The 22,876-nt window shown below is 58.2% G+C and carries 21 protein-coding genes; 10 read left to right on the forward strand and 11 right to left on the reverse strand.

All coding sequences use genetic code 11. The features are described from left to right. Positions 1–240 precede the first annotated feature (240 nt). Both H8S59_RS11260 and H8S59_RS11265 read right to left on the reverse strand, forming a co-directional pair. The gene (locus tag H8S59_RS11260) at positions 241–1,458 is read right to left on the reverse strand and encodes a methyltransferase (RefSeq protein WP_187521451.1); all 1,218 of its coding nucleotides are present in this window, start codon (positions 1,456–1,458) and stop codon (positions 241–243) included. Positions 1,459–1,605: 147 nt separating this feature from the next. After that, the gene (locus tag H8S59_RS11265) at positions 1,606–2,370 is read right to left on the reverse strand and encodes a transporter substrate-binding domain-containing protein (protein WP_187521452.1); all 765 of its coding nucleotides are present in this window, start codon (positions 2,368–2,370) and stop codon (positions 1,606–1,608) included. A 639-nt stretch (positions 2,371–3,009) separates the two neighbouring features. Between H8S59_RS11265 and gabP the strand changes: the two genes are divergently transcribed. Beyond that, positions 3,010–4,401, forward strand: coding sequence for a GABA permease (gabP, locus tag H8S59_RS11270; protein WP_187521453.1), 1,392 nt, complete (start codon positions 3,010–3,012; stop codon positions 4,399–4,401). Positions 4,402–4,616: 215 nt separating this feature from the next. On the opposite strand, the gene H8S59_RS11275 is transcribed toward gabP, so the two are convergent. Both H8S59_RS11275 and H8S59_RS11280 read right to left on the reverse strand, forming a co-directional pair. Beyond that, on the reverse strand, positions 4,617–5,036 hold the full coding sequence (locus tag H8S59_RS11275) for a DUF3010 family protein (RefSeq protein ID WP_099268500.1): 420 nt from the start codon (positions 5,034–5,036) through the stop codon (positions 4,617–4,619). 60 nt (positions 5,037–5,096) lie between these two features. Next, positions 5,097–5,507, reverse strand: coding sequence for a lysozyme inhibitor LprI family protein (locus tag H8S59_RS11280; protein ID WP_187521454.1), 411 nt, complete (start codon positions 5,505–5,507; stop codon positions 5,097–5,099). Positions 5,508–5,738: 231 nt separating this feature from the next. Here H8S59_RS11280 and H8S59_RS11285 point away from each other — a divergent pair, with 231 nt between their 5' ends. The 9 genes from H8S59_RS11285 to H8S59_RS11325 all read left to right on the forward strand — a co-directional run bounded on the left by H8S59_RS11285 (position 5,739) and on the right by H8S59_RS11325 (position 16,030). Then, complete coding sequence (locus tag H8S59_RS11285) at positions 5,739–6,716, forward strand: dipeptidase (RefSeq protein WP_027899496.1); 978 nt, start codon at positions 5,739–5,741, stop codon at positions 6,714–6,716. Between the two features lie 92 nt (positions 6,717–6,808). Then, positions 6,809–7,339, forward strand: a complete 531-nt coding sequence (locus H8S59_RS11290) for a DUF5943 domain-containing protein (protein WP_187521455.1) — start codon at positions 6,809–6,811, stop codon at positions 7,337–7,339. Positions 7,340–7,354: 15 nt separating this feature from the next. Continuing rightward, the gene (dgcA, locus tag H8S59_RS11295) at positions 7,355–9,415 is read left to right on the forward strand and encodes a dimethylglycine demethylation protein DgcA (protein WP_095101057.1); all 2,061 of its coding nucleotides are present in this window, start codon (positions 7,355–7,357) and stop codon (positions 9,413–9,415) included. A gap of 337 nt (positions 9,416–9,752) precedes the next feature. Further along, positions 9,753–11,699: a dimethylglycine demethylation protein DgcB gene (gene dgcB, locus H8S59_RS11300; protein ID WP_187521456.1), complete on the forward strand. Its 1,947-nt coding sequence runs from the start codon at positions 9,753–9,755 to the stop codon at positions 11,697–11,699. After that, on the forward strand, positions 11,699–12,919 hold the full coding sequence (gene etfA, locus H8S59_RS11305; protein ID WP_187521457.1) for an electron transfer flavoprotein subunit alpha: 1,221 nt from the start codon (positions 11,699–11,701) through the stop codon (positions 12,917–12,919). Before dgcB ends, etfA begins: the two co-directional genes overlap by 1 nt. After that, positions 12,909–13,715: an electron transfer flavoprotein subunit beta gene (etfB, locus tag H8S59_RS11310; protein ID WP_187521458.1), complete on the forward strand. Its 807-nt coding sequence runs from the start codon at positions 12,909–12,911 to the stop codon at positions 13,713–13,715. Before etfA ends, etfB begins: the two co-directional genes overlap by 11 nt. Before the next feature lie 312 nt (positions 13,716–14,027). After that, positions 14,028–15,161 (forward strand): PepSY-associated TM helix domain-containing protein, encoded by a 1,134-nt coding sequence (locus H8S59_RS11315; RefSeq protein WP_187521459.1) that lies wholly within the window; start codon positions 14,028–14,030, stop codon positions 15,159–15,161. After that, entirely contained in the window at positions 15,158–15,334 is a 177-nt protein-coding gene (locus H8S59_RS11320) for a hypothetical protein (protein ID WP_187521460.1), read from the forward strand. Before H8S59_RS11315 ends, H8S59_RS11320 begins: the two co-directional genes overlap by 4 nt. A 66-nt stretch (positions 15,335–15,400) precedes the next feature. After that, complete coding sequence (locus H8S59_RS11325) at positions 15,401–16,030, forward strand: glutathione S-transferase (protein ID WP_187521461.1); 630 nt, start codon at positions 15,401–15,403, stop codon at positions 16,028–16,030. Between the two features lie 132 nt (positions 16,031–16,162). On the opposite strand, the gene H8S59_RS11330 is transcribed toward H8S59_RS11325, so the two are convergent. The 7 genes from H8S59_RS11330 to H8S59_RS11360 all read right to left on the reverse strand — a co-directional run. Next, positions 16,163–18,010 carry an alpha/beta hydrolase family protein gene (locus H8S59_RS11330; protein ID WP_187521462.1) on the reverse strand — a complete coding sequence of 616 codons (1,848 nt, stop codon included), beginning with the start codon at positions 18,008–18,010 and terminating at the stop codon, positions 16,163–16,165. After that, positions 17,976–19,163, reverse strand: coding sequence for a pyrroloquinoline quinone biosynthesis protein PqqE (gene pqqE / locus H8S59_RS11335; RefSeq protein WP_176469980.1), 1,188 nt, complete (start codon positions 19,161–19,163; stop codon positions 17,976–17,978). Before pqqE ends, H8S59_RS11330 begins: the two co-directional genes overlap by 35 nt. Beyond that, positions 19,135–19,410 (reverse strand): pyrroloquinoline quinone biosynthesis peptide chaperone PqqD, encoded by a 276-nt coding sequence (gene pqqD, locus H8S59_RS11340; RefSeq protein ID WP_027899483.1) that lies wholly within the window; start codon positions 19,408–19,410, stop codon positions 19,135–19,137. The genes pqqE and pqqD overlap by 29 nt, the downstream gene beginning before the upstream one ends. Further along, a complete protein-coding gene (pqqC, locus tag H8S59_RS11345) occupies positions 19,407–20,162 on the reverse strand; it encodes a pyrroloquinoline-quinone synthase PqqC (RefSeq protein ID WP_187521463.1) in 756 nt (251 codons plus the stop codon). Before pqqC ends, pqqD begins: the two co-directional genes overlap by 4 nt. 165 nt (positions 20,163–20,327) lie before the next feature. Continuing rightward, positions 20,328–21,239, reverse strand: a complete 912-nt coding sequence (pqqB, locus tag H8S59_RS11350) for a pyrroloquinoline quinone biosynthesis protein PqqB (protein ID WP_095101067.1) — start codon at positions 21,237–21,239, stop codon at positions 20,328–20,330. A gap of 102 nt (positions 21,240–21,341) precedes the next feature. Then, positions 21,342–21,413, reverse strand: coding sequence for a pyrroloquinoline quinone precursor peptide PqqA (pqqA, locus tag H8S59_RS11355; protein ID WP_008365141.1), 72 nt, complete (start codon positions 21,411–21,413; stop codon positions 21,342–21,344). A 153-nt stretch (positions 21,414–21,566) separates the two neighbouring features. After that, on the reverse strand, positions 21,567–22,876 hold a 1,310-nt coding region (locus tag H8S59_RS11360; protein WP_187521464.1), incomplete at its 5' end, for an insulinase family protein.

Below are 22,876 nucleotides of genomic sequence, written 5' to 3' on the forward strand. Positions count from 1 at the left end.
GGTGGCCTTTTGTATGCGTTGAGCGCAAATTTTTATGCACAAGTGGCAGGCCAAAATAACCAAATGGAATGAAATTTCCGGAAACGTTCTCGTCTTTAAGCAAGATCATGTTTTTAAAAGGTTTTTTATTTAAAAGCCAGCGTACACCTGACCGTTCGGATAAGTAGCCTGCTAAGTAATTAGCACTGCTTCCGATTTTTCATCAACAGAGTTATCCACAGGGTATTCAGCGGGTGAACGTCAATGCAGCTGTGCGAGCAGCAGCAAATTACGTGGCGTGACATGGCTTTCACAGAAGGTGCCCACGCTCACGCGATAGTGGTGTTCCTGTAGGTAAAGCGCCTTGTCGAGCACTAACCAGAGCTCCAGTGGACGACGGAACAAGTTGCGCACCAATTCAAGATTGCGCACCTGTGCCAGACGTTCCCAGCCCGCAGCTTCAAGGGTGGACCAATGTTGTTCGCCAACAGCTGGCAGACCCTTCAGCGCTGCCAGATCGCGGCAATAGTCGGCAAAAGGCTTATCCAGCCAGGCGCTGGGCAGCGACGGCGTGGGCAAGTAATCCTGACTGTTTTGCAGACGTCTCTGCAGCAAATCAAACGATAGACGGCGAGCCATGGATTGGTCGCGCTGCCGACGGACCCGAGCACCGGCGGTTACCGTTTCGCTCAGAGGCAGGCCAAGATCGTCCCGGGACAGCTTCAACGCTGACGCTTGTCCCTCACTTGATACCGGCTGGTAGTACTCGGTCTCGATGCGGTTGTAGCAGCACGGCGCAATTGCCAACTGAGAGCAGCCTACCTGGCTGGCCAGCCGCATCAATTGCACGTGCAGATCCCCGCAGGCATGCAGGGCGACAGGCGTGTGATGCGCTTGAAGCCGACGCCATGCATCGTCAGCCATGACGTCCTGTTGCACATGAGCGGCCTCGACGTTCAGGCGCGCGCTGAGTTGCTTTCCTGCTTCGACGAGGGCCGGTTCGCGTTCCAGGCAAGTAAGATTCTGACTGGGCTCAAGCAGACGCCGCCCCAAATGGCCTTTGCCCGAACACCAGTCCAGCCAGTGAGCCGGTTTGTGCTCGAAACTCAGGCAACTGGCGAACGCCTCGATCTGCTGCCATTTGCGGCCTGGCACGTCGACACTCATGCGTGGCTCTACAGAGGTGAGCTCGAAGGCGGGCAGCGGATGCGCCTGGCTTAACGCCTGTGCCTCACTCGCCAGCTGTGGAAAGGGGAACGGTGCTGTCAGTTGCTCCGGGTGGTTGTGGGCTGCTTCGGCCTGGTCAAGCGAACGTTGGCGTAACCAGCCCGCCAGTTCCGGGTATTGTTGCTCCCAGGGTAAATGCAGCTGGGTGAAGGGGCGCGGCCGCCACAGTCCCTGCCAGGCGAACAGAAAGCTGTCCAGGGCGCGGAATCGACTGCGAAGCTGTTCGTCGTGCAAAGCGGGGTCGTTGGCCATGGTCAGTTGTCGGTTTCAAACGCGTAAAAGGGCTGGCTGTTGAAAGCCAGCCCTCTTCATAACAGCGCCCTGATCGGGCGTCTACGCGTAAAGGACGTCTGAGCTCATAAAAATATTAATACGTAAGTGTTACTCGGGCGCTTTGGATCACAGAATGCTGAACGGGAAGTACTTGTCGTTGATCTTCTTGTACGTGCCGTCTTCGATGATTTCCTTGATCGCCAGGTTGAGGCGCGCGCGCAGCGGGTCGTTCAGGCGTACGGCTATGCCGATCTTGTCGTTGTCCAGGACAGGATCGCCTTTGAACTCGAAGCTTGCGCCGGGCTGGCCCTTGAGCCATTCGTAGCTGGCGTATTTGTCGGCGAGGATCGCGTCCACGTGGCCTTCGGCCAGATCGGTGAAGGCGCTTTCCTGAGTGTCGTAGAGCTTCAGGGTGATGTCCATCCCGAGATTCTCCTGCAGCCACGACGCGGAAAGCGTCGACGCCTGTGCGCCGATGGTCTTGCCCAGCAGCGAATCGCGAATGGAAGCCTTGTCGGTTTTGAGCTCGCTGCCTTTCGCGGCCACAAACTGCAATTTGTTGGAGTAGTACGGCTCGGTGAAGTCCACCTGCTCGGCGCGTTCTTTGGTGATCGACATGGACGAGATCAGGAAGTCGAACTTGTTGTCATTGAGCGCCGGGATGATGCCTTCCCATTCGGTGGTGACCACTTCGCACTCGACTTTCATTTTTGCGCACAGTGCATGGCCGATTTCGACATCAAAGCCCACTGCCTGCCCGCTGGCATCCTTGCCATTGAATGGCGGGTAAGCGCCCTCAACGCCGAATTTCATCTTCTCCACCGCAAAAGCACCAGTCGCAAAGGCCAGGGTGGCGGCTGCGACCAGCAGGAATTTTTTATACATCTGCATGGGTGTTGCTCCGTTGCAATTGCGGGACTTATCGGGCTGGCGTGAAGACGACTGCTGTTGGACACGAATTACCGCAAAATGTCGCTGGTCGTCCGAAGCATTTGTTAAGCCATGTATCGGCGTTGCTCAGCATTTGCGCATCAATGCACAACATACGAATGCTGAATTGAAATACACGTTCTGTAGGCGCTGCCGAATGCTGCGAAGCACTGACACACCGCCATCGCAGCCTTCCGCAGCTCCCACCGGTCTGATGTTTGTTTCGCGATAGCGGGGTGCCATGGACTTCTGTACATGTCGCAAGATAGCCATCAACTCACTGTTTCGTCCTGCAGCTTTGTGCTTTTCCGTATACACCCATCCAAAGCACTCCAATAGTGCGCACTTAAACGCTCTGTGTATTTTTGGTGCGTTTTCTTTGTGTAATGCTGTGCACATCGGTAACAAAACATGTCACCTCTTCGCTGAAACGATTCTTCTCGCCGTTAATCCGAGAGCTCTAGCACTAACGTTTCCGTGAGCGACGTCGTTTTTGAATCATTCTGGCGCAGAATTTGCGTAAAGAATAAAAAACGCCCCGTTTTTTTCTTTTTACGAAGACGGTCAGGCAGTCGATTACCACGCAAAGGTAGTTTTTGAATGAGCAGTATCCCTAACGCTTCAGAGCTCGATCAGGGGCTCAAACCTCGGCATATCACGATGTTGTCCATTGCCGGTGTCATCGGTGCCGGTCTGTTTGTGGGTTCCGGGCATGCGATTGCCGAAGCGGGCCCGGCGGTACTCCTGGCTTACGCCGCTGCCGGTACGTTGGTGGTTCTGGTCATGCGCATGTTGGCCGAAATGGCTGTCGCGGCGCCGGATACCGGGTCTTTCTCGACGTATGCCGATCGCGCGATCGGGCATTGGGCCGGTTTCACCATCGGCTGGCTGTACTGGTGGTTCTGGGTGCTGGTAATTCCCCTGGAGGCCAACGCCGCCGCAACCATTCTGCATGCCTGGTTCCCGAACATCGCCATCTGGGTGTTCACATTGGTGATCACGTTGCTGCTCACCATCACCAACCTGTTCAGTGTGAAGAACTACGGCGAGTTCGAGTTCTGGTTCGCGTTGATCAAAGTCCTGGCGATCATCGGCTTTGTCGTGCTGGGCGTTGCAGCTATTTTTGGTCTGCTGCCCAACAGCCAGGTCAGCGGCGTCAGCCATTTGTTCGATACTCAAGGCTTTTTGCCGAATGGCATGGGCGCTGTGCTGGCTGCGATGCTGACCACCATGTTCTCGTTCATGGGCACCGAAATCGTCACCATCGCTGCGTCTGAATCGAAGAATCCGGAAAAGCAGATCACCAAGGCCACCAATTCGGTGATCTGGCGGATCTGCCTGTTCTATCTGGTGTCGATCTTCATCGTTGTTTCGCTTGTGCCGTGGAATGACCCGCGTCTGGCTGAAGTGGGTTCCTATCAGACCGTGCTGGACATGATGGGTATTCCGAATGCCAAGCTGATTGTGGATATCGTGGTACTGATCGCAGTCACAAGCTGCCTGAACTCGGCGCTGTACACCGCCTCGCGCATGCTTTACTCGCTGGGTAAACGTGGCGACGCGCCAGCGGTTGCGACTCGCACCAGCAAAAGCGGTACCCCTTACTGGGCGGTGATCCTGTCTACAGCGGCCGCGTTCCTGACGGTATTTGCCAACTACGTAGCCCCGGCTGCCGTGTTCGAATTCCTGCTCGCCAGCTCCGGTGCGATCGCACTGTTGGTGTACCTGGTGATCGCGGTTTCCCAACTGCGCATGCGCCAGAAGAGCATTGCTGCAGGTGAAACCCTGTCGTTCCGCATGTGGCTGTTCCCGTACCTGACCTGGTTGGTGATCGTGTTCATCGTCGGCGTGCTGGGCATCATGCTGGTCCAGGAGTCGCACCGCGTAGAAATCATCGCGACGGGCCTGCTGAGTATTCTGGTGATCGCCACCGGCGTCCTGGTTTCCCGTCGTCGCAAGGGCGAAAGGGCTGGCAAGGCTGTGTTGAATTGACCGATTGACCCGCTGCAACCAAAACGGCCGCGATCAGCAATGATCGCGGCCGTTTTGTTTGTGCTTTGAAAAGCTTGGTAGGAGCGAACTTGTTCGCGAGGCGGTGTGCCTGAAGAAACGCGTCAGCCCCTCTCGCCAACAAGTTGGCTCCTACCTTTAAGCTAAGCGCGGTAAGCCTGAGCCTGTGCAATGCCGGGGGCAGGAGCTCGGTAGTTCTACTTACTCTTCATCAACCCAGAACACGCCGCCTTGTACGCCTCGTGCTGATACTTGTTCAGCGAAGCAGGCAGGTCGAAGTTGTGTTTCTTGTTCTGCGCGTTGATGGTTTGCGGCGACAACAGGGTCACTTCGCAATCGCGCAGCAACTGGAAAACCGTTTCGATCTTGAACGTCGTCGGGCCGCCTGCGAACTCGCCTTTTTTGCTGCGCTTCTTGATGACGACATGACTGATGCCGTTCTCACGCACGAAGCTGGCGATCTGGGTCGCGAAGGTTTTGACGTTGGCAGACTCGTCGTCATCTTCGAGGGCCAGCTTCTTGGTCGCCAGCGGCAAGTGCTCCAGGCCACCTTGCTGGCGGGTCGCCAATGCAAAAATAGCCTCGCTGCCTTTGATTTCTACACCACAAATGATCATGAATGAGCCTTTACGTCACAGCCTTGGTTAAAAGGCAGACACCATAGCTCATTCAGGTGTTCATTCCTGCGCGATCGACTCCAGATACTCGGAGCGCTCATCGCTGGTACGCGCCAGGCAATCGTTCTGGGCGATGTTGAACGCTTTACTGCCAGCCGCTGCCGGGAACACCTCCACGGCGCAATCGGCGTCGCGAAGCTTTTCCCAGGCCAGCTGGGCAGTCTTGAGTTTTTCCGCAAAGGCGTTGGCCTGCGACTTGTTCGCCCCGAACTGGGTATTGACCCGCTGCAACAGGTTCTGGAAGTTCTCTTTCAGCAATTCCTCAGCCGTGTCGCGGCTGTACTTGGAGCATTCGAGGGTCTGCTGGTCCTCTTCGACGCCGTCGCATGGCGAAACATCAGGGTTTGGTGCTGCATGAGCGCCCGCGATGCCAGTCGCTAAAAGAACCAAAGCCAGGAAAACCTTGTTCATCGAGTCTCTCCACTCCATTTGATGAGCTGGATTCTGGCCTAAGCGCGCTCTAAAGAACAGGTTGGCGAGATGCACGTCGGCGGCGTCCTGTCGCCCTTTGTCGTTTCTTGACGCTTTCGGCAAACCCCCTGTCGTTTTTGCACCCGGCTCGGCCGACCCTCAGGCATATGCTGGCCTCAATAGCGTCGGCACACGATTCGGCGCACAAGCACTTAATAAGGGGACAGCCTGATGAGCCCAGCCGAATTACACGCCGACAGCATCGTTATTGACGGGCTGATCATCGCCAAGTGGAACCGTGAGCTGTTTGAAGACATGCGCAAAGGTGGCCTGACCATGGCCAACTGCACCGTGTCGGTGTGGGAAGGTTTCCAGGCGACTATCGACAGCATCTGCAAAAGCCAGAAGTTGATGCGCGAAAACAGCGACCTGGTGATGCCAGTACGGACCACCGCCGACATCCGCAAGGCGAAAGAGCTGGGCAAGACCGGCATCCTCTTCGGTTTTCAGAACGCACATGCTTATGAAGACCAGATCGGCTACGTCGAGATCTTCAAGCAACTGGGCGTTGGCATCGTGCAGATGTGCTACAACACCCAGAATCTGGTGGGCACCGGCTGCTATGAACGTGATGGCGGGCTGTCGGGTTTTGGTCGCGAAATCGTTGCTGAAATGAACCGCGTCGGCGTCATGTGCGACTTGTCCCACGTCGGTTCCAAGACTTCAGAAGAGGTCATCCTGGAATCGAAAAAACCAGTCTGCTACTCCCACTGCCTGCCGTCCGGCCTCAAAGAACACCCACGCAACAAGTCCGACGAAGAACTCAAGTTCATCGCCGATCACGGCGGTTTCGTCGGTGTCACCATGTTTGCGCCGTTCCTCGCCAAAGGCATTGAGTCGACCATTGACGATTACGCCGAAGCCATTGAATACACCATGAACATCGTCGGCGAAGACGCCATCGGTATCGGCACCGACTTCACTCAGGGTCACGGCCAAGACTTTTTCGAATACCTGACCCACGACAAGGGCTACGCCCGCCGCCTGACCAGCTTCGGCAAGATCATCAACCCGCTGGGTATCCGCACGGTTGGCGAGTTCCCAAACCTGACCGAGACCTTGCTCAAGCGCGGCCACTCCGAGCGGGTAGTGCGCAAGATCATGGGCGAGAACTGGGTCAACGTGCTCAAGGATGTCTGGGGCGAGTAACACCCCGATCACGAGCAAAACCTTTACTGAATTGATCACCCCACTGCCATTTCGCGCAGTGGGCGTAACCCGAACATCTGGAGTTTGACCCCATGGCTAAAATCGCCCCGCAACTGCCTATCGAAGTCGACAGCGAAACCGGCGTCTGGACCTCCGATGCATTGCCGATGCTGTACGTGCCGCGCCACTTTTTCGTCAACAACCACATGGGCATTGAAGAGGTGCTGGGTGCTGATGCCTATGCGGAAATCCTCTACAAAGCGGGCTACAAATCAGCCTGGCACTGGTGTGAGAAAGAAGCCGAATGCCACGGTCTGGAAGGCGTTGCGGTTTTCGAGCATTACATGAAGCGTCTATCGCAGCGTGGCTGGGGTCTGTTCAAGATTCAGGACATCGACCTGGAGAAGGGTACCGCCAGCGTCAAGCTTGAGCACTCCTGCTTTGTGTACGTCTACGGCAAAGTCGGCCGCAAGGTGGATTACATGTTCACGGGTTGGTTTGCCGGTGCCATGGACCAGATTCTCGCCGCAGCGGGCAGCCCGATTCGTACCGTCGCCGAGCAGGTTTACGGTGGTTCGGAAGAAGGCCACGACGACGGCCTGTTCATCGTCAAGCCGCTGTAAGTCGAGGATCGTGTTATGGCTTTCGAAGCGATGTTTCAGCCGATTCAAATCGGCAAGCTCACGATCCGCAACCGCGTACTGAGTACTGCGCACGCTGAGGTCTACGCCACCGATGGCGGCATGACCACCGATCGTTACGTGAAGTACTACGAAGAAAAGGCCAAGGGCGGGATTGGTCTGGCCATCTGTGGCGGTTCTTCCAGCGTCGCTATCGACAGCCCGCAAGGCTGGTGGAAGTCGGTCAATCTGGCGACCGACAAGATCATCCCGCACTTCCAGAACCTTGCCGACGCCATGCACAAGCACGGCGCCAAGATCATGATTCAGATTACCCACATGGGCCGTCGCTCCCGTTGGGACGGTGATCACTGGCCGACCCTGATGTCGCCTTCGGGCATCCGCGAGCCAGTACACCGCGCGACCTGTAAAACCATCGAGCCGGAAGAAATCTGGCGCGTGATCGGCAACTACGCCAGCGCTGCGGCGCGGGCCAAGGCCGGTGGCCTGGACGGTGTCGAACTGTCGGCTGTGCACCAGCACATGATCGACCAGTTCTGGAGCCCGCGGGTCAACAAACGCACTGACGAATGGGGCGGCAGCTTCGAAAACCGCATGCGTTTTGGCCTTGAAGTCATCAAGGCTGTGCGCAAGGAAGTCGGTCCGGATTTCTGTGTGGGCCTGCGTATCTGCGGTGATGAGTTTCACCCTGACGGCCTCAGCCACGAGGACATGAAGGAGATCGCCAAGTATTACGATCAGACCGGCATGATCGACTTTATCGGCGTCGTCGGATCGGGTTGTGACACCCACAACACCCTGGCCAACGTTATTCCGAACATGAGTTATCCACCTGAGCCGTTTTTGCATCTGGCGGCCGGTATCAAGGAAGTGGTCAAGGCTCCGGTGCTGCACGCGCAGAACATCAAGGATCCGAACCAGGCCACGCGGATTCTCGAAGGCGGTTACGTCGATATGGTCGGCATGACTCGCGCGCACATCGCCGACCCGCACCTGATCGCCAAGATCAAGATGGGCCAGATCGACCAGATCAAACAGTGCGTCGGCGCCAACTACTGCATCGACCGTCAATATCAGGGCCTTGATGTTCTGTGCATTCAGAACGCCGCGACCTCCCGTGAATATATGGGCGTGCCGCACATCATCGAAAAATCCACCGGGCCGAAACGCAAGGTGGTGATTGTCGGTGCCGGCCCTGCGGGCATGGAAGCGGCCCGGGTTTCGGCCGAGCGCGGCCATGACGTGACGCTATTCGAGAAGAAAGAATTCATCGGCGGGCAGATCACTACTGCCTCGAAAGCGCCGCAGCGTGACCAGATTGCAGGCATCACCCGCTGGTTCCAACTGGAGCTGGCGCGTTTGAAAGTCGATCTGCGTCTGGGCACGGCGGCTGACCCGGCCACCATCATGGATCTGCGTCCGGACATCGTCGTGCTTGCGGTGGGCGGTCACCCGTTTCTGGAGCAGAACGAACATTGGGGCGCGGCTGAAGGGTTGGTGGTCAGCAGCTGGGACATCCTCGACGGCAAGGTTGCGCCGGGCAAGAGCGTGCTGGTCTACGACACCATCTGTGAATTTACCGGGATGTCGACGGCTGACTTCCTGGCCGACAAAGGCAGCCAGGTGGAGATCGTCACTGACGATATCAAACCGGGCGTGGCGATTGGCGGGACATCGTTCCCGACTTACTACCGCAGCATGTATCCGAAAGAAGTGATCATGACCGGCGACATGATGCTGGAGAAGGTCTACCGCGAAGGCGACAAGCTGGTGGCGGTGCTGGAGAACGAATACACCGGTGCGAAAGAAGAGCGGGTGGTGGATCAGGTGGTCGTCGAAAACGGCGTGCGCCCGGACGAAGAACTCTACTACGCCCTTAAAGCCGACTCGCGTAACAAAGGCCAGATCGACATCGAAGCGCTGTTCGCTATTCAGCCGCAACCGTGTCTGAGCGAGCCGGGTGACGGGTACCTGTTGTTCCGCATTGGTGACTGCGTGGCACAGCGTAATACCCATGCGGCGATCTATGACGGCTTGCGGCTTTGTAAGGATTTCTAAGTCGATCCCGTAGGAGCGCGCTTGCCCGCGATGAACGATAACGTGGTTTGCCTGACACTCCGCAGTGTCTGTATCGCGGGCAAGCGCGCTCCTACGGAAAAGCACCGAATACCTCTGTGGGAGCAGAGCTTGCTCGCGATGAACGATGACGCGGTTGTCCTGATGAACCGCAGCGCCCTTATCGCGGGCAAGCACCGCTCCCACAGGAAACACCGAATTTCCCTTTAGGAGCGCGCTTGCCCGCGATAAACGATGACTCGGTTCGCCTGATACACCGCATCGTCATTATCGCGGGCAAGCGCGCTCCTACGGGCCGCATGAGCCGTAGGAGCTTCACATGCTGAACACACTGCTTCCCATCCTGCTGTTCGCTGCTCTGGGCCTTGCTGTCCTGGGGGCTGTGCGGCGGGTGAATATGTGGCGCAACGGGCGGGCCTCTAAAGTCGACCTGCTCGGCGGGCTGCTGGCCATGCCCAAGCGTTACATGGTTGATCTTCACCATGTCGTGGCTCGGGATAAATACATCGCCAACACCCATGTCGCGACGGCGCTGGGCTTTGTGCTGTCGGCATTGCTCGCTATCGTCGTACACGGCTTTGGGCTGCACAGCCGCATCCTCGGTTATGCCCTGCTGCTGGCCTCGACCCTGATGTTCATCGGCGCGATCTTCATGTTCCTGCGCCGTCGCAATCCACCCGCGCGTCTGTCAAAAGGCCCGTGGATGCGCCTGCCGAAAAGCCTCATGGCTTTTTCCGTCAGTTTCTTTCTGGTTACGCTGCCAGTGGCGGGCATCCTGCCGCAGGATTTTGGCGGCTGGGTGCTGGTCGCGTTGCTGGGCTTGGGTTGCCTGTGGGGCGTGTCGGAAATGTTCTTCGGCATGACCTGGGGCGGCCCGATGAAGCACGCCTTTGCCGGTGCGTTGCATCTGGCCTGGCACCGTCGCGCCGAACGCTTTGGCGGTGGTCGCTCAACCGGCCTCAAACCCCTGGACCTCAATGACAAAACCGCGCCACTCGGCGTAGAAAAACCCAAGGATTTCACCTGGAACCAACTGCTGGGTTTTGACGCCTGCGTGCAATGCGGCAAGTGCGAAGCCGCGTGCCCGGCGTTCGCAGCCGGGCAGCCGCTGAACCCGAAAAAACTGATTCAGGACATGGTCGTGGGTCTGGCCGGCGGCACTGACGCCACATTTGCCGGTAACCCGTATCCCGGCAAAGAGATCGGTCTGCACGGCGGCAATCCGCATCAACCTATCGTCAACGGCCTGGTAGACCCTGAAACCTTGTGGTCCTGCACCACCTGCCGGGCATGTGTCGAAGAATGCCCGATGATGATCGAGCACGTGGACGCCATTGTCGACATGCGCCGTCACCTGACCCTGGAAAAAGGCGCGACGCCGAACAAAGGCGCTGAAGTACTGGAAAACCTGATCGCCACCGATAACCCCGGCGGTTTCGCTCCGGGCGGGCGGATGAACTGGGCGGCGGATTTGAACCTCAATCTGCTCTCGGATAAAAAAGCCGTCGACGTGCTGTTCTGGGTCGGCGACGGTGCTTTCGACATGCGCAATCAACGTACTTTGCGCGCCTTCGTCAAAGTCCTGAAAGCAGCCAAAGTCGACTTCGCCGTGCTTGGTCTTGAAGAGCGTGACAGCGGCGACGTGGCGCGGCGTCTCGGTGATGAAGCGACTTTCCAGATGCTCGCCAGACGCAACATTCAGACCCTGAGCAAATACAGCTTCAAGCGCATCGTCACCTGCGACCCGCACAGCTTCCATGTGCTGAAAAACGAGTACGGCGCGTTCGATGGCAATTACCTCGTGCAGCACCACAGCACTTACATGGCGGAGTTGATTCAAGGTGGCGCGCTGAATCTGGGTCAGCACAAAGGCTCCAGCGTCACCTATCACGACCCGTGTTATCTGGGCCGCTATAACGGCGAATACGAAGCGCCGCGTGATGTGTTGCGTGCGCTGGGCATCGAGGTCAAGGAAATGCAGCGTTCCGGCTTCCGCTCCCGTTGCTGCGGTGGTGGCGGCGGTGCGCCGATTACGGATATTCCCGGCAAGCAACGGATTCCTGACATGCGCATGGAAGACATCCGCGAAACCGGTGCCGAACTGGTAGCCGTCGGTTGCCCGCAATGCACCGCGATGCTCGAAGGCGTGGTCGAGCCGCGACCGATGATCAAAGACATTGCTGAATTGGTTGCTGACGCATTGGTGGAAGAAGTTATCCCCAGCAAACCTGCGCCAGTAAAACGTGAACCTGCGGAGGTGCACTGATGAGCGACATTATCCGTCGCGATCCTCGCGCTGAATGGATCGCCCGCAACCGCCTGCACCCACTGCACGCCGCCATGCAACCGGCGCAATCCAGCTGGATGGGGCCTAACGGACTGATGCGCAGAAATGTGCATGGTGTGGGTTTTATCGGTCCCAACGGCATCAAACGAATCGACCGCAGTGGCGCTCAGCAAGGCGGAGCGGTGAAACGCTCAGCCGCAGCCGAAGTGCAGTTGCCGCTGCATCAAGTGCCGCAACCGGCTTTCTATATTTGCGTTGCGCCGGACATGGTCGGTGGACGTTTGAGCAGCCACGACCGTGATCTGCTCGGCCTGGCTCATCAACTTGCCGGTCAGAGTGGCGCTGTACTCGCGGTGGTGTTTGGCGAGCATAAAGAGAGTGCTTTCACGACGGCGGGCGTTGATCGTTTGCTGGTTCTGGAAGGTAGCGAGTTCAGCGGTTACTCACCGGAGCAGCGTGTCCAGGGCCTGCGGGCTGTGAATAACCAGTTCAACCCCCGTCACTGGCTGCTGCCGGACAGTCGAAGCGGTGGCGGCGAATTGGGTCGTCGCTTCGCGGCCAGTTTGGGCGAGCGTCCTGCCACGCGTGTCTGGCAAGTCAAGGATGAGCGATGCATCGGTCGCGCCGGTGCGGGCCAGGAAGATATCTCAAGACCATTGGCACGCTTGATCCTCGCTGCTGCGGAGTGTGCTGAACCGGTCAGCGAAACCCGTCATGAAGCGCTGCCGGTTGAGTTATCCACAAGCGTAGCGCGCAGCCTGCCGCGGATTGAAGACCTCGGCGCTGTCGCTGTCGACCCGGCCATGATTCCGATGGCGGAAGCGGAGTTCATCTTCTCCGGCGGCAATGGCGTCAAGGATTGGGATTTGTTTCACCGCACCGCTGCGGCCCTTGGCGCGACTGAAGGTGCGTCCCGCGTGGCAGTGGATGACGGTTTCATGGGCCGTGATCGACAGGTCGGCGCGAGCGGCACCTGGGTCACGGCGCGGGTTTACGTGGCGGTGGGTATTTCCGGCGCGATCCAGCATCTGCAGGGTATTGGTGCGTGCGACAAGGTCGTGGCAATCAACCTTGATCCGGGTTGCGACATGATCAAACGCGCTGACCTTTCTGTGATCGGCGACAGCGCAGCAATCCTCGCGGCGCTGATCGACGCGGTGGAAACCCATCGCCATGGAGCAAAACAAGATGCGGCCTGAGCCAACTGCTTCCTCTGTGGGTAACGCTGCCGTGCACGTCATCAGCCTGGTCTCAATCGGCGCGCACCCGACATCCGGCCGCGCACGTCGTGCCGAGCAGGACGCTCGCGCTGTCGAAATGGGCCTGCAACTGGCTGGGGATAACTTGCACGTGCTGCACGCGGGTAGCGCCGAAGAGCCTGCGTTGCGGGCTTATCTGGGCATGGGGCTGGACGAGCTGCATGTACTGGAGCAACCCGAAAACGCTGACGCATTGCCTGCGTTGACGGACTACATCCGAGAGTCCGGCGTGCAAGTGGTGCTTACCGGAAGCCAGGCAGAAACCGGAGAAGGCTCTGGCATGTTGCCGTTTTTGCTCGCAGAAAAGCTTGGTTGGCCGCTCGTAGTGGGCTTGGCGGAAGTGGAGTCACTGGATAATGGCAGTGCTCTGGTGCTTCAGGCATTACCTCGTGGTCAGCGTCGGCGTTTGAAAGTACGGCTGCCGTTTCTGGCGACTGTGGATAACGCTGCGCCCAAGCCCCGGCAAAGCGCCTACGGCCCCGCGCAACGCGGCACACTTGCAGCCGAACAGGTGGAAATCATTAGCGATGAACTGCTCGGCGGCTCGGTCCTGCAACCGGCCAAACCCCGGCCCAAACGCCTGAAAGTCATCAAAGCCAAAAGCGGTGCTGACCGCATGAAAGCCGCAACGGCCAAAGCCAGCGGTGGCGGCGGGCAAGTGCTCAAAGGCATGACGCCAGAGGCGGGGGCAGAGGCAATACTGAAGTTGTTGATTGAGGAAGGCGTGGTGAGGTGAACCAGTGGGAGATCTATGTTTATCTGCAATCTGACGTGGGACCGGCTTTAGCCGGGAAAGGGCCGGTACAGCCGCTGCATATCCATCGTCAGTAATGCAGTCTTCCCGGCTAAAGCCGGCTCCACGGCGTCAGCGACACGGCGTACCTCTCTCAAAGTTTTACCAAAGAATTCCATCCGACAGCCAGCATTTGCCAGTAATCCCACGCTCTGACAGAATCGCGAATCGTTCTTGTTATTTCATTTTGTACTAAAGGGCCGCTGCTGATCAGCGGCCTTTTTGTTTTGGATAAAGGTTTTCGAGAAGAACAGCATGAAAAGCCAAACCGTGCGCCGCTGGTCCTTCGTCCATACCTGGACGAGCCTGATTTGTACCCTGTTTTTGTTGATGCTGGCGCTGACCGGGCTTCCATTGGTGTTCAGTCACGAAATTGATCACCTGCTGGGCAATTCACCTGAGTTCAAGGAAATGCCAGCCGACACGCCGCACCTCAACCTGCAGCAACTGGTCGAAGCTGCCGAAGCTCATCGTCCTGGCGAGGTCATGCAGTACTTCGGCTGGGAGGACGACGAGCCGAACGGTGTCTGGGCGATCATGGCCAAAACGGCGGGCACCGAACCCAACGATTCGCACTCTTTCATGCTCGATTCGCGCACAGGGGAAGCCTTGGAAACGCCGTCTGCCAATGGCGGTTTCATGATGGTCATGTTGCGCCTGCATGTGGATATGTATGCAGGCCTGCCGGGCAAGTTACTGCTGGCGTTCATGGGCCTTATGTTCGTGCTGGCGATTATTTCCGGGACGGTGCTGTACGCGCCGTTCATGCGCAAACTCAAATTCGCCACCGTGCGCGCCGACAAATCAACGCGCATGCGCTGGCTTGATCTGCACAACCTGATCGGCGTCGTGACCCTGACCTGGGCATTGGTGGTGGGCGTGACCGGAGTGATCAGCGCCTGCGCCGACCTGTTGATCGCCTCGTGGCGCAACGACACGCTGGCCGCCATGATCGAGCCTTACCGCGGTGCGCCGCCGCTGACTCAACTTGCCCCCGCAACGCGTCTGGTCGAGATTGCTGAATCCGCAGCGCCCGGTATGCAGATCGACTTCATTGCCTTCCCCGGAACGCGCTTCTCCAGCGAGCACCACTATGGGGTGTTCATGAAAGGGAATACGCATTTAACGGCGCACTTGATGACCCCGGTGCTGATCGATGCGCAGACTCTGAACGTCACCGCGGTGGTCGAACGGCCCTGGTACATGGATGCGTTGGGCATGTCCCAACCGCTGCACTTTGGTGATTACGGCGGTATGCCGATGAAAGTGCTGTGGGCAGCGCTTGATGTGCTGACGATCATTGTCCTGAGCAGCGGGCTGTATTTGTGGTGGGTTCGCAGAAGGGTTGCACGTCCAATCGATGTGTCTCTGCAAGAGACGCTGCAATGAAGCGTTCTACGTTATGGAAGACCTTTGCTGCGCCGGGAGTGATTGCCTTGCTGACCGGGCTGGGGCTTTTCGCTGCGTTGTTGGGGGATGGCTGGTGGGATGCACTGGCCTGGCTGGGCATGGGAGTCGCAGCAGTGTTCAGCATCAGAGGCTTGCTGGCTCGCAAGTCCTGAAAGCAAATATTGCGGACCGCTGTGGCGCTGGCTAGTCTGAGGGACTGTCTTATTCGAGGAACCTCCATGTCTGCGCCGACCATGACGTTGTACTACAACGCTGCTTCGCCGTTTGCCCGCAAGGTGATGCTGGCACTGCATGAAACGGGACAGCTGGACCGGGTAACGCTTCAGCCCACCACGCTTTCGCCTGTCGCCCCGGTTGAAGAACTGAACAACGATAACCCCGCTGGCAAGCTTCCCGCGCTGCGGCTGGCGGACGGCAACGTCATTCATGACAGCCGGGTCATTCTTGACTACCTGGACAGCCAGCATGTCGGCAACCCGTTGATCCCTCGTGAAGGTTCAGCGCGCTGGCGACGCCTGACCCTGGCATCCCTGGCGGATGCGCTGTTGGATGCGGCCTTGTTGATTCGTTATGAGCAAGCGTTGCGCCCGGTTGAAAAACACTGGGACCTCTGGCTCGATAATCAGCAGGAAAAGGTCGAGCGCAGCCTGGCTTACTTCGAGCAGGAAGCGATTACCGAGCTCAGCTCGGCTTTTGATGTGGCCTCCATCAGCGTCGCTGCAGCGTTGGGCTACCTCGACTTCCGCCAGCCGGACCTGGCCTGGCGCAACCGCTATCCACGTCTGGCCAACTGGTATTTTGAAATCAGCCAGAGACCGTCGATGCAGGCGACACAGCCTTCGGTGTGATTTGATAGGTATTTAGGCGCGGCGCAACCTGTTGGAGCGAGGCTTGCCCGCGAATGAGACACCGCGGTGGAGCAGGCATACCGCATGATCGTTCTTCGCGGGCAAGCCTCGCTCCAACAAATCCCCGATTTATCACACCTGATCAATCACCTTCCGATAAAACGCCCACTCCTTCGTCAACGCATCCGCCTGATTGACCGCCTTGCGGAAGCCGTGGTGTTCGTCGGCGTAAAAATGCCCTTCAGCCACAACGCCTCGGGACTTCAGGGCCATCAGCATGGTGCGGGTTTGTTCAGGAACGACCACGGCGTCGAGCTCGCCCTGGAAGAAAATCACCGGCACCTGAATGTCTGCGGCGTGCAGCAGAGGCGTACGGGCGTGATAGCGGTCGATGTCTTCTTCCGGATCGCCGATCAGCCAGTCCAGATAATCGCTCTCAAATTTATGCGTGGCTTTGGCCAGTGCCAGTGGGTCGCTGACACCGTAAAGGCTGGCACCGGCGCGGAAGACTTTCTTGAAGGCCAGTGCGCACAGGGTCGTATAACCCCCGGCACTGCCGCCGCGAATGAACGCTTGTTCCGGATTGATCAGTCCGCGTCCGGCCAGGTGAGCAACCACCGCGCAAGCATCTTCCACATCGGCCACACCCCAGTTCAGGTGCAGGCTCTGGCGATATTCCCGGCCGTATCCGGTGCTACCGCGATAGTTGAGGTCGGCCACGGCAAAGCCGCGTTGGGTCCAATACTGGATTTTCGGATCAAGCACCGGGTAGCAGGCCGAGGTCGGTCCGCCGTGGACAAACACCACCAGCGGCGGCGTGCCAACAGCATTCATGGCCGGGTAGAAATAACCGTGCGCCTCGCCATCGCCGCTTTTGTAGCGCAATGTTTGTGGGCGGCTGATTTGCTCCGGCGGCAGGGGCGCGACACCACCGGCCAGCACCTGAACACTGTGATCTTTGCGACTGATCGCGAGGACCGCCGAAGGGCGGGTGGCTGAAGCCGCGATGCAATAAACGTATTGATCGTCGAGCGCCAGACTGCGGAAGCGGCTGTATTCGCCGCTGAAATCTTCCAGCGTGCCGTGGGAATCGCGCATCCCCAACACGCCTGTGCCGTTTTCCGACCAGGTACCCAGGTAAGCACCATGAGGTAACGGCAACCAACTGCGGCCGCCCAGTTGCCAGGGCGCTGGCGCATGGTCGGCGTCGGACGCCTTGAGGTGGGTCAGGCCGAATGAGCCTTCCACACAAGGCTGCCAGAAACCGCCCTGATCGCTCAGGCAATACAAACGCCCGTTAGCGTCGAAACGTGCTTGCTGAATGGACTCCTGATCGCGGTCGCCCGCCAGGCAACGCGGCTCGGACCAACCGCCTGCCGCCTGACGTTTGCTGCTCATTAACAATGTGCTGGTCCAGGGCTGGTGTGGCTTCTGCCATTCGATCCAGGCCAGACGCTGGCCATCAGGGCTAAGGGTGGGGGATGCGTAGAAGTCCGCCCCGCGCGCGAGCACCAGACGCTTGCCATTGGCGACGTCAATGCTGACCAGTTGATGGAATTCTTTGTCTTCTTCGACGGCCAGAATCTGCCCGTTGGCAAATACCAGATCACCGTAGCGCTTTTTACCGGTGGTGATGGCTTCGGGCAGACCTTCGCCCTCGAACTCATCAAACACCAGTGGCTGGCGATAGAGCTGCTGATCGCTTTCGTTGACGAACACCAACCCATCGTCGGTCAGGCAGAAAGACCCGCCGCCATATTCATAGACCCGGCTGCGCACGCTGAAGCCGTCGGGCGTCAGGCAGGTCGTGTTGCCTTCAAACCAGCGCCAGATGCGGCACGCGCCATCCTCCGGCCGGTATTCGTTCCAGAACAACCCCAGTGGGCTGACCGCCAACTCGGCGAAATCGACGCCAGCGGCGACTGCCTGGGCTGCGGTGAACGTGTCAGGATTTGGCGATGAGGCGCGAGTTTCTGTCATTGCGAAAGGCCAACTGCTCAATGGTTTGAGTCGCATATTCGGCTTCTTTGCGAGCCTGCACAATCATCCCGTGATGAGGTGATTTACTGCATACCGGATCGGCATTGGCGGCATCGCCGGTGAGCATGAAAGCCTGGCAACGGCAGCCGCCAAAATCCTTCTCTTTTTCATCGCAGGAGCGGCACGGTTCAGGCATCCAGTCGTAACCACGGAAGCGGTTGAAACCGAACGAGTCGTACCAGATGTGCTGCATGGTATGGTCGCGAACATTGGGAAACTGCACCGGCATTTGCCGCGCACCATGGCACGGCAGCGCGGTGCCGTCCGGGGTTACAGTGAGGAAGATATTGCCCCAGCCGTTCATGCAGGCTTTGGGACGTTCCTCGTAGTAATCCGGGGTGACGAAGATCAGCTTGCAGGGATGGTTTTCGGCGGCGAGCTTGTCGCGGTATTCGTTGGTGACCCGCTCGGCACGAACCAGTTGATCCTTGGTGGGCAGCAAGCCTTGGCGGTTCAGGTGCGCCCAGCCGTAGAACTGACACGTCGCCAGCTCGACGAAGTCGGCTTCGAGGGCGATGCAAAGCTCGATAATTTTATCGATCTTGTCGATGTTGTGCCGGTGAGTGACGAAATTCAGCACCATCGGGTAGCCGTGCTTCTTGACCGCACGGGCCATTTCCAGCTTCTGCGCAAAAGCTTTTTTTGACCCTGCGAGCATGTTGTTCACTTGCTCATCGCTGGCCTGGAAACTGATCTGGATGTGGTCGAGCCCGGCTTCCTTGAAATCGATGATCTTCTGTTCGGTCAGACCGATACCCGAGGTAATCAGGTTGGTGTAATAACCGAGCCGACGGGCTTCGCGGATCAGCTCAGCCAGATCCTGACGCACCAGCGGTTCACCGCCAGAGAAACCAATCTGCGCCGCCCCCATTTGCCGCGCCTCGGCCATGACCTTGAACCATTGCTCGGTGGTCAGCTCCTGGCCTTGTTTGGCAAAGTCCAAAGGATTGGAGCAATACGGGCATTGCAGCGGGCAGCGATACGTCAGCTCGGCCAGCAGCCACAGCGGCAAACCGACCGCGGGCTTGGGCGGAATCTTGATGGCTGACTCAACCGGGGTCGACTCAGGCAAGTTCGATCCAGTGTTCGCCACGGGCGACCTCCATGAATTGCTCGACATCGCTGCCGAGCTCGGGAAAGCCCGGGAACTGCTCGTTCAGGGCTTCAATGATGGCAGCTACGCTGCGCTGGCCATCGATCAGGCCACCAATGGCACTGGCGCTTTCATTGAGTTTGATCATGCCTTCCGGGTACAGCAGCACGTGGCCGTTCTGCGCCGGTTCAAACTGATAGCGATAGCCTCGACGCCAGCTCGGGACTTGTTGTCGATCAAAGCTCATAGGGCAATCCCCTTATGCCAGACCCGTTGGTCGGTCACGCTGTGATAAGGCGGGCGGTTCAGCTCGTAGGCCATGCTCATGGCGTCCAGCATGCTCCACAAAATGTCGAGTTTGAACTGCAGGATTTCCAGCATGCGCTGCTGGCCTTCATAAGTCGTGTAGTGCTGCAGGGTGATCGTCAGGCCGTGCTCCACATCGCGACGCGCCTGGCCCAGCCGGGTACGGAAATACTCGTAGCCAGCTGGATCGATCCACGGGTAATGCTGCGGCCAACTGTCCAGACGTGACTGGTGGATCTGCGGGGCGAACAGCTCTGTCAGCGAGCTGCTGGCGGCTTCCTGCCAATTGGCGCGGCGGGCAAAGTTGACGTAGGCATCCACGGCGAAGCGTACGCCGGGCAGAACCAGTTCCTGAGAGCGCAGTTGATCCGGGTCCAGCCCAACTGCCTGACCCAAACGCAGCCAGGCTTCAATACCGCCGTCTTCACCGGGCGCACCGTCGTGATCCAGCAGGCGCTGAATCCACTCACGACGAATTTCACGATCCGGGCAGTTGGCAAGAATGGCGGCATCCTTGAGCGGGATGTTGACCTGATAGTAGAAACGGTTGGCGACCCAGCCCTGAATCTGTTCGCGGGTCGCACGGCCTTCGTACATCGCCACGTGGTACGGGTGATGGATATGGTAATACGCGCCTTTGGCACGCAAGGCCTGTTCGAATTCAGCGGTGGACAGCGGCGTTGCTTCGCTCATGTTGGCTCCTGTGAACAACACATCTCTTTCTGAATGACTCGGACCTGTGGGAGCGGTGCTTGCCCGCGATAAGGCTGGACGCGGTTCACTTCAGATCGAGGTGTCTTTATCGTCGGAATGCCGCCCAGACCAAGCACCGCTCCCACAGGTCAGTGTTCACGCCTCTTACAACTCAATACTCATCCCATCAAACGCCACTTCGACGTTACGGCGAGCAAGCTCTGCACGCTCGGGCGAGTCTTCGTCGAGGATCGGGTTGGTGTTGTTGATGTGGATAAGCACCTTGCGCTGTTTCGGCAGGCGCTCAAGCACTTCGAGCATGCCGCCAGGGCCGTTTTGTGCCAGATGGCCCATTTCAGTACCGGTCCGCGTGCCAACCCCACGACGCTGCATTTCATCGTCGTCCCACATAGTCCCGTCCACCAGCAGGCAGTCAGCAGCGACCATTTTTTCCATCAGCGGATCATCAACCTTGCCCAGCCCCGGCGCGTAGAACAGCTTGCCGCCGGTCTTGAGGTCTTCAACCATCAGGCCGATGTTGTCACCCGGATGCGGATCGAAGCGGTGCGGCGAATAGGGCGGCGCGGCGCTGCGCAGCGGAAATGGCGTGAAGCGCAGGTTCGGACAGGCAGGAATCACAAAGCTGCCTTCCAGCTCAATGCGGTTCCAGACCAGACCGCCGTTCCAGTGCTTGAGCATGTTGAACAACGGAAAGCCGGTACTCAGGTCTTCGTGAACCATGTCGGTACACCAGACCTGATGCGGGCAACCTTCGCGCAAGCTGAGCAGGCCGGTGGTGTGGTCGATCTGACTGTCCATCAGGATGATCGCGCTGATCCCGGTGTCGCGCAGGGCGCGGCCCGGTTGCATCGGGCCGAAACCGGCCAGCTGTGCGCGAATGTCTGGAGAGGCGTTGCACAACACCCAGTTGATGCCATCGTCAGAGAGCGCGATGGACGATTGGGTCCGGGCATGAGCCCGCAGGCTACCGTCGCGGAAACCGGCGCAGTTCGCGCAATTGCAGTTCCACTGGGGAAAGCCGCCGCCAGCAGCGGAACCTAGAATCTGGATGTGCATGTCAGCTCCCTGGGGCGAGGCATGAAAAGAGGATCTAAAAAGAAAAAATGACTTACCAATAAAAAAAGCCCCGGCGAACCGAGGCTTTGCACCGCGTTGTCATCAACGGCTTGCGAAGTACATCGTGACTTCGAAACCGATACGCAGATCAGTGTAAGCAGGTTTAGTCCACATAAAAGACTCCTTCTGGGTGATTGCAGCGGTGGATGGTAAATCGTTAGTACACCTGCAAAGGCATACGTTCGATGATTAGGAACCTATGTTACTTAATTTAACAAATTCTGGCTGTGGGATTCGTGAACAAAGCTTTTGCAGCTTTGGTAATGATCACGCAACACGCCATGGTGTTTGCGGGCTGTTTGTCAGGCAAAGCCAGCCGCCCGTGGCCCGTTGAAGGCTATCAGCGGCTTGCAACAAAGTGTGCCTGTCGAGGTTTCGTAATGTTTCATCCAGCGCGGACATAAACCGCTCGTCTTGGCCCGCAAGATGCGCTTGCCAGCGTAGCTCCTCCGCTTGCGGGGCTTCCATGGCGTTTATGTCCAGTTGCGCGCGCAAGGCTTCAGTCTGAACATTCAGGTCAACGTCATTGATCCAGTCAGGCAGATCGTTCAGAAACTGTTCGATGTGCTCGACCAGTTGCGGGCCTGAGGCGTTAGGCGACTGCACACCGAAGAGTATTCCCGTTCGTCCGGCGATCTGTCGCAAACCGCTGAACACCGCATAACCCAGTTGCAGCTCAACCCTCAGGCGCTGGTAGAACGGACCTTGCGCCAGATGAGCCAGTAATCGCCAGGCCGCTTCATCGGCGGTGGAGGAAGAGGGCGCGGGGCAGAACAGCAGCACGGCGCTTTCCGAGGCGTGTGGCGCGGCAGCTTGCCAATGTTTGCCGGATGCCAGTGCTGGCGCTTGCAGTGATTGCTCGTCGCGCTGGCCCGGCGTATTGAGTAATACGGTGTTCAGCGTGGTGATCGTTTTCTGCGCAAGGCCTGACATGAAGCTGATCCACTGCGTTGTGGGCCAGAAGGCTTGAACGTCGCCGGTTTCGCCGGCGGGTGCTGCGTTCAGATAGCAATCGGGCAGTGCTTTGAGCAACTGCCGGATTGGAATCAGGGCCGGTTCATCGCTCGACTGGCCCCGGCGCGCCAAGGCTGCATCGTCTGGAGCACTCAATTGTTGTAACGCATGCTTCAGGATTTCAGGAATGGGGGCGTCGAGGCCGGTCAGCTTGAGTTGCCAGAAATGGCCATAAGCATTGAACTCAAGGTTGACGCCTGCTTGCTTCGCATCCCGCGCCAGAGGTTTAAGGCTCTGATCAAACATTTGCCACAGCGTGGGGTGCGGGCAAGGCAGAGACCAGCGCAGAAAAATCGCGCCTTCGTGGCCGTTACTCGGTACGGTCAGGAAAGGGTTTGGTTTCGGGAACTGCCAATGGATTTCTGAAGGTTGTGTGTCCGGTTGAATCTGCTCCAGCATTGCGATCAGTGCTGTGCAGCCTTGCTCGGATAAGCCTTTTGGCAGGTTGCGGGCGTGGTAGTGCGCTAGCTCAAGAGGGGAGCTGACGTCCAGGTGCCGTTGCTGAAGGCGGTTGTAGTCGTTGTGCAGGGATGGCCAATGGGTTTTGAGGTTTTGTGTCAGTG

The sequence above is a fragment of the Pseudomonas folii genome, from assembly GCF_014357575.1.
In the GTDB taxonomy this organism is placed as follows: Bacteria; Pseudomonadota; Gammaproteobacteria; order Pseudomonadales; family Pseudomonadaceae; genus Aquipseudomonas; species Aquipseudomonas folii.

Excerpts from the sequence above, each read along its gene's own strand:
- H8S59_RS11260 (WP_187521451.1), bottom strand. The coding sequence starts at position 1,458 with ATGGCCAACGACCCCGCTTTGCACGACGAACAGCTTCGCAGTCGATTC.
- H8S59_RS11265 (WP_187521452.1), bottom strand. The coding sequence starts at position 2,370 with ATGCAGATGTATAAAAAATTCCTGCTGGTCGCAGCCGCCACCCTGGCC.
- gabP (WP_187521453.1), top strand. The coding sequence starts at position 3,010 with ATGAGCAGTATCCCTAACGCTTCAGAGCTCGATCAGGGGCTCAAACCT.
- H8S59_RS11275 (WP_099268500.1), bottom strand. The coding sequence starts at position 5,036 with ATGATCATTTGTGGTGTAGAAATCAAAGGCAGCGAGGCTATTTTTGCA.
- H8S59_RS11280 (WP_187521454.1), bottom strand. The coding sequence starts at position 5,507 with ATGAACAAGGTTTTCCTGGCTTTGGTTCTTTTAGCGACTGGCATCGCG.
- H8S59_RS11285 (WP_027899496.1), top strand. The coding sequence starts at position 5,739 with ATGAGCCCAGCCGAATTACACGCCGACAGCATCGTTATTGACGGGCTG.
- H8S59_RS11290 (WP_187521455.1), top strand. The coding sequence starts at position 6,809 with ATGGCTAAAATCGCCCCGCAACTGCCTATCGAAGTCGACAGCGAAACC.
- dgcA (WP_095101057.1), top strand. The coding sequence starts at position 7,355 with ATGGCTTTCGAAGCGATGTTTCAGCCGATTCAAATCGGCAAGCTCACG.
- dgcB (WP_187521456.1), top strand. The coding sequence starts at position 9,753 with ATGCTGAACACACTGCTTCCCATCCTGCTGTTCGCTGCTCTGGGCCTT.
- etfA (WP_187521457.1), top strand. The coding sequence starts at position 11,699 with ATGAGCGACATTATCCGTCGCGATCCTCGCGCTGAATGGATCGCCCGC.
- etfB (WP_187521458.1), top strand. The coding sequence starts at position 12,909 with ATGCGGCCTGAGCCAACTGCTTCCTCTGTGGGTAACGCTGCCGTGCAC.
- H8S59_RS11315 (WP_187521459.1), top strand. The coding sequence starts at position 14,028 with ATGAAAAGCCAAACCGTGCGCCGCTGGTCCTTCGTCCATACCTGGACG.
- H8S59_RS11320 (WP_187521460.1), top strand. The coding sequence starts at position 15,158 with ATGAAGCGTTCTACGTTATGGAAGACCTTTGCTGCGCCGGGAGTGATT.
- H8S59_RS11325 (WP_187521461.1), top strand. The coding sequence starts at position 15,401 with ATGTCTGCGCCGACCATGACGTTGTACTACAACGCTGCTTCGCCGTTT.
- H8S59_RS11330 (WP_187521462.1), bottom strand. The coding sequence starts at position 18,010 with ATGACAGAAACTCGCGCCTCATCGCCAAATCCTGACACGTTCACCGCA.
- pqqD (WP_027899483.1), bottom strand. The coding sequence starts at position 19,410 with ATGAGCTTTGATCGACAACAAGTCCCGAGCTGGCGTCGAGGCTATCGC.
- pqqC (WP_187521463.1), bottom strand. The coding sequence starts at position 20,162 with ATGAGCGAAGCAACGCCGCTGTCCACCGCTGAATTCGAACAGGCCTTG.
- pqqB (WP_095101067.1), bottom strand. The coding sequence starts at position 21,239 with ATGCACATCCAGATTCTAGGTTCCGCTGCTGGCGGCGGCTTTCCCCAG.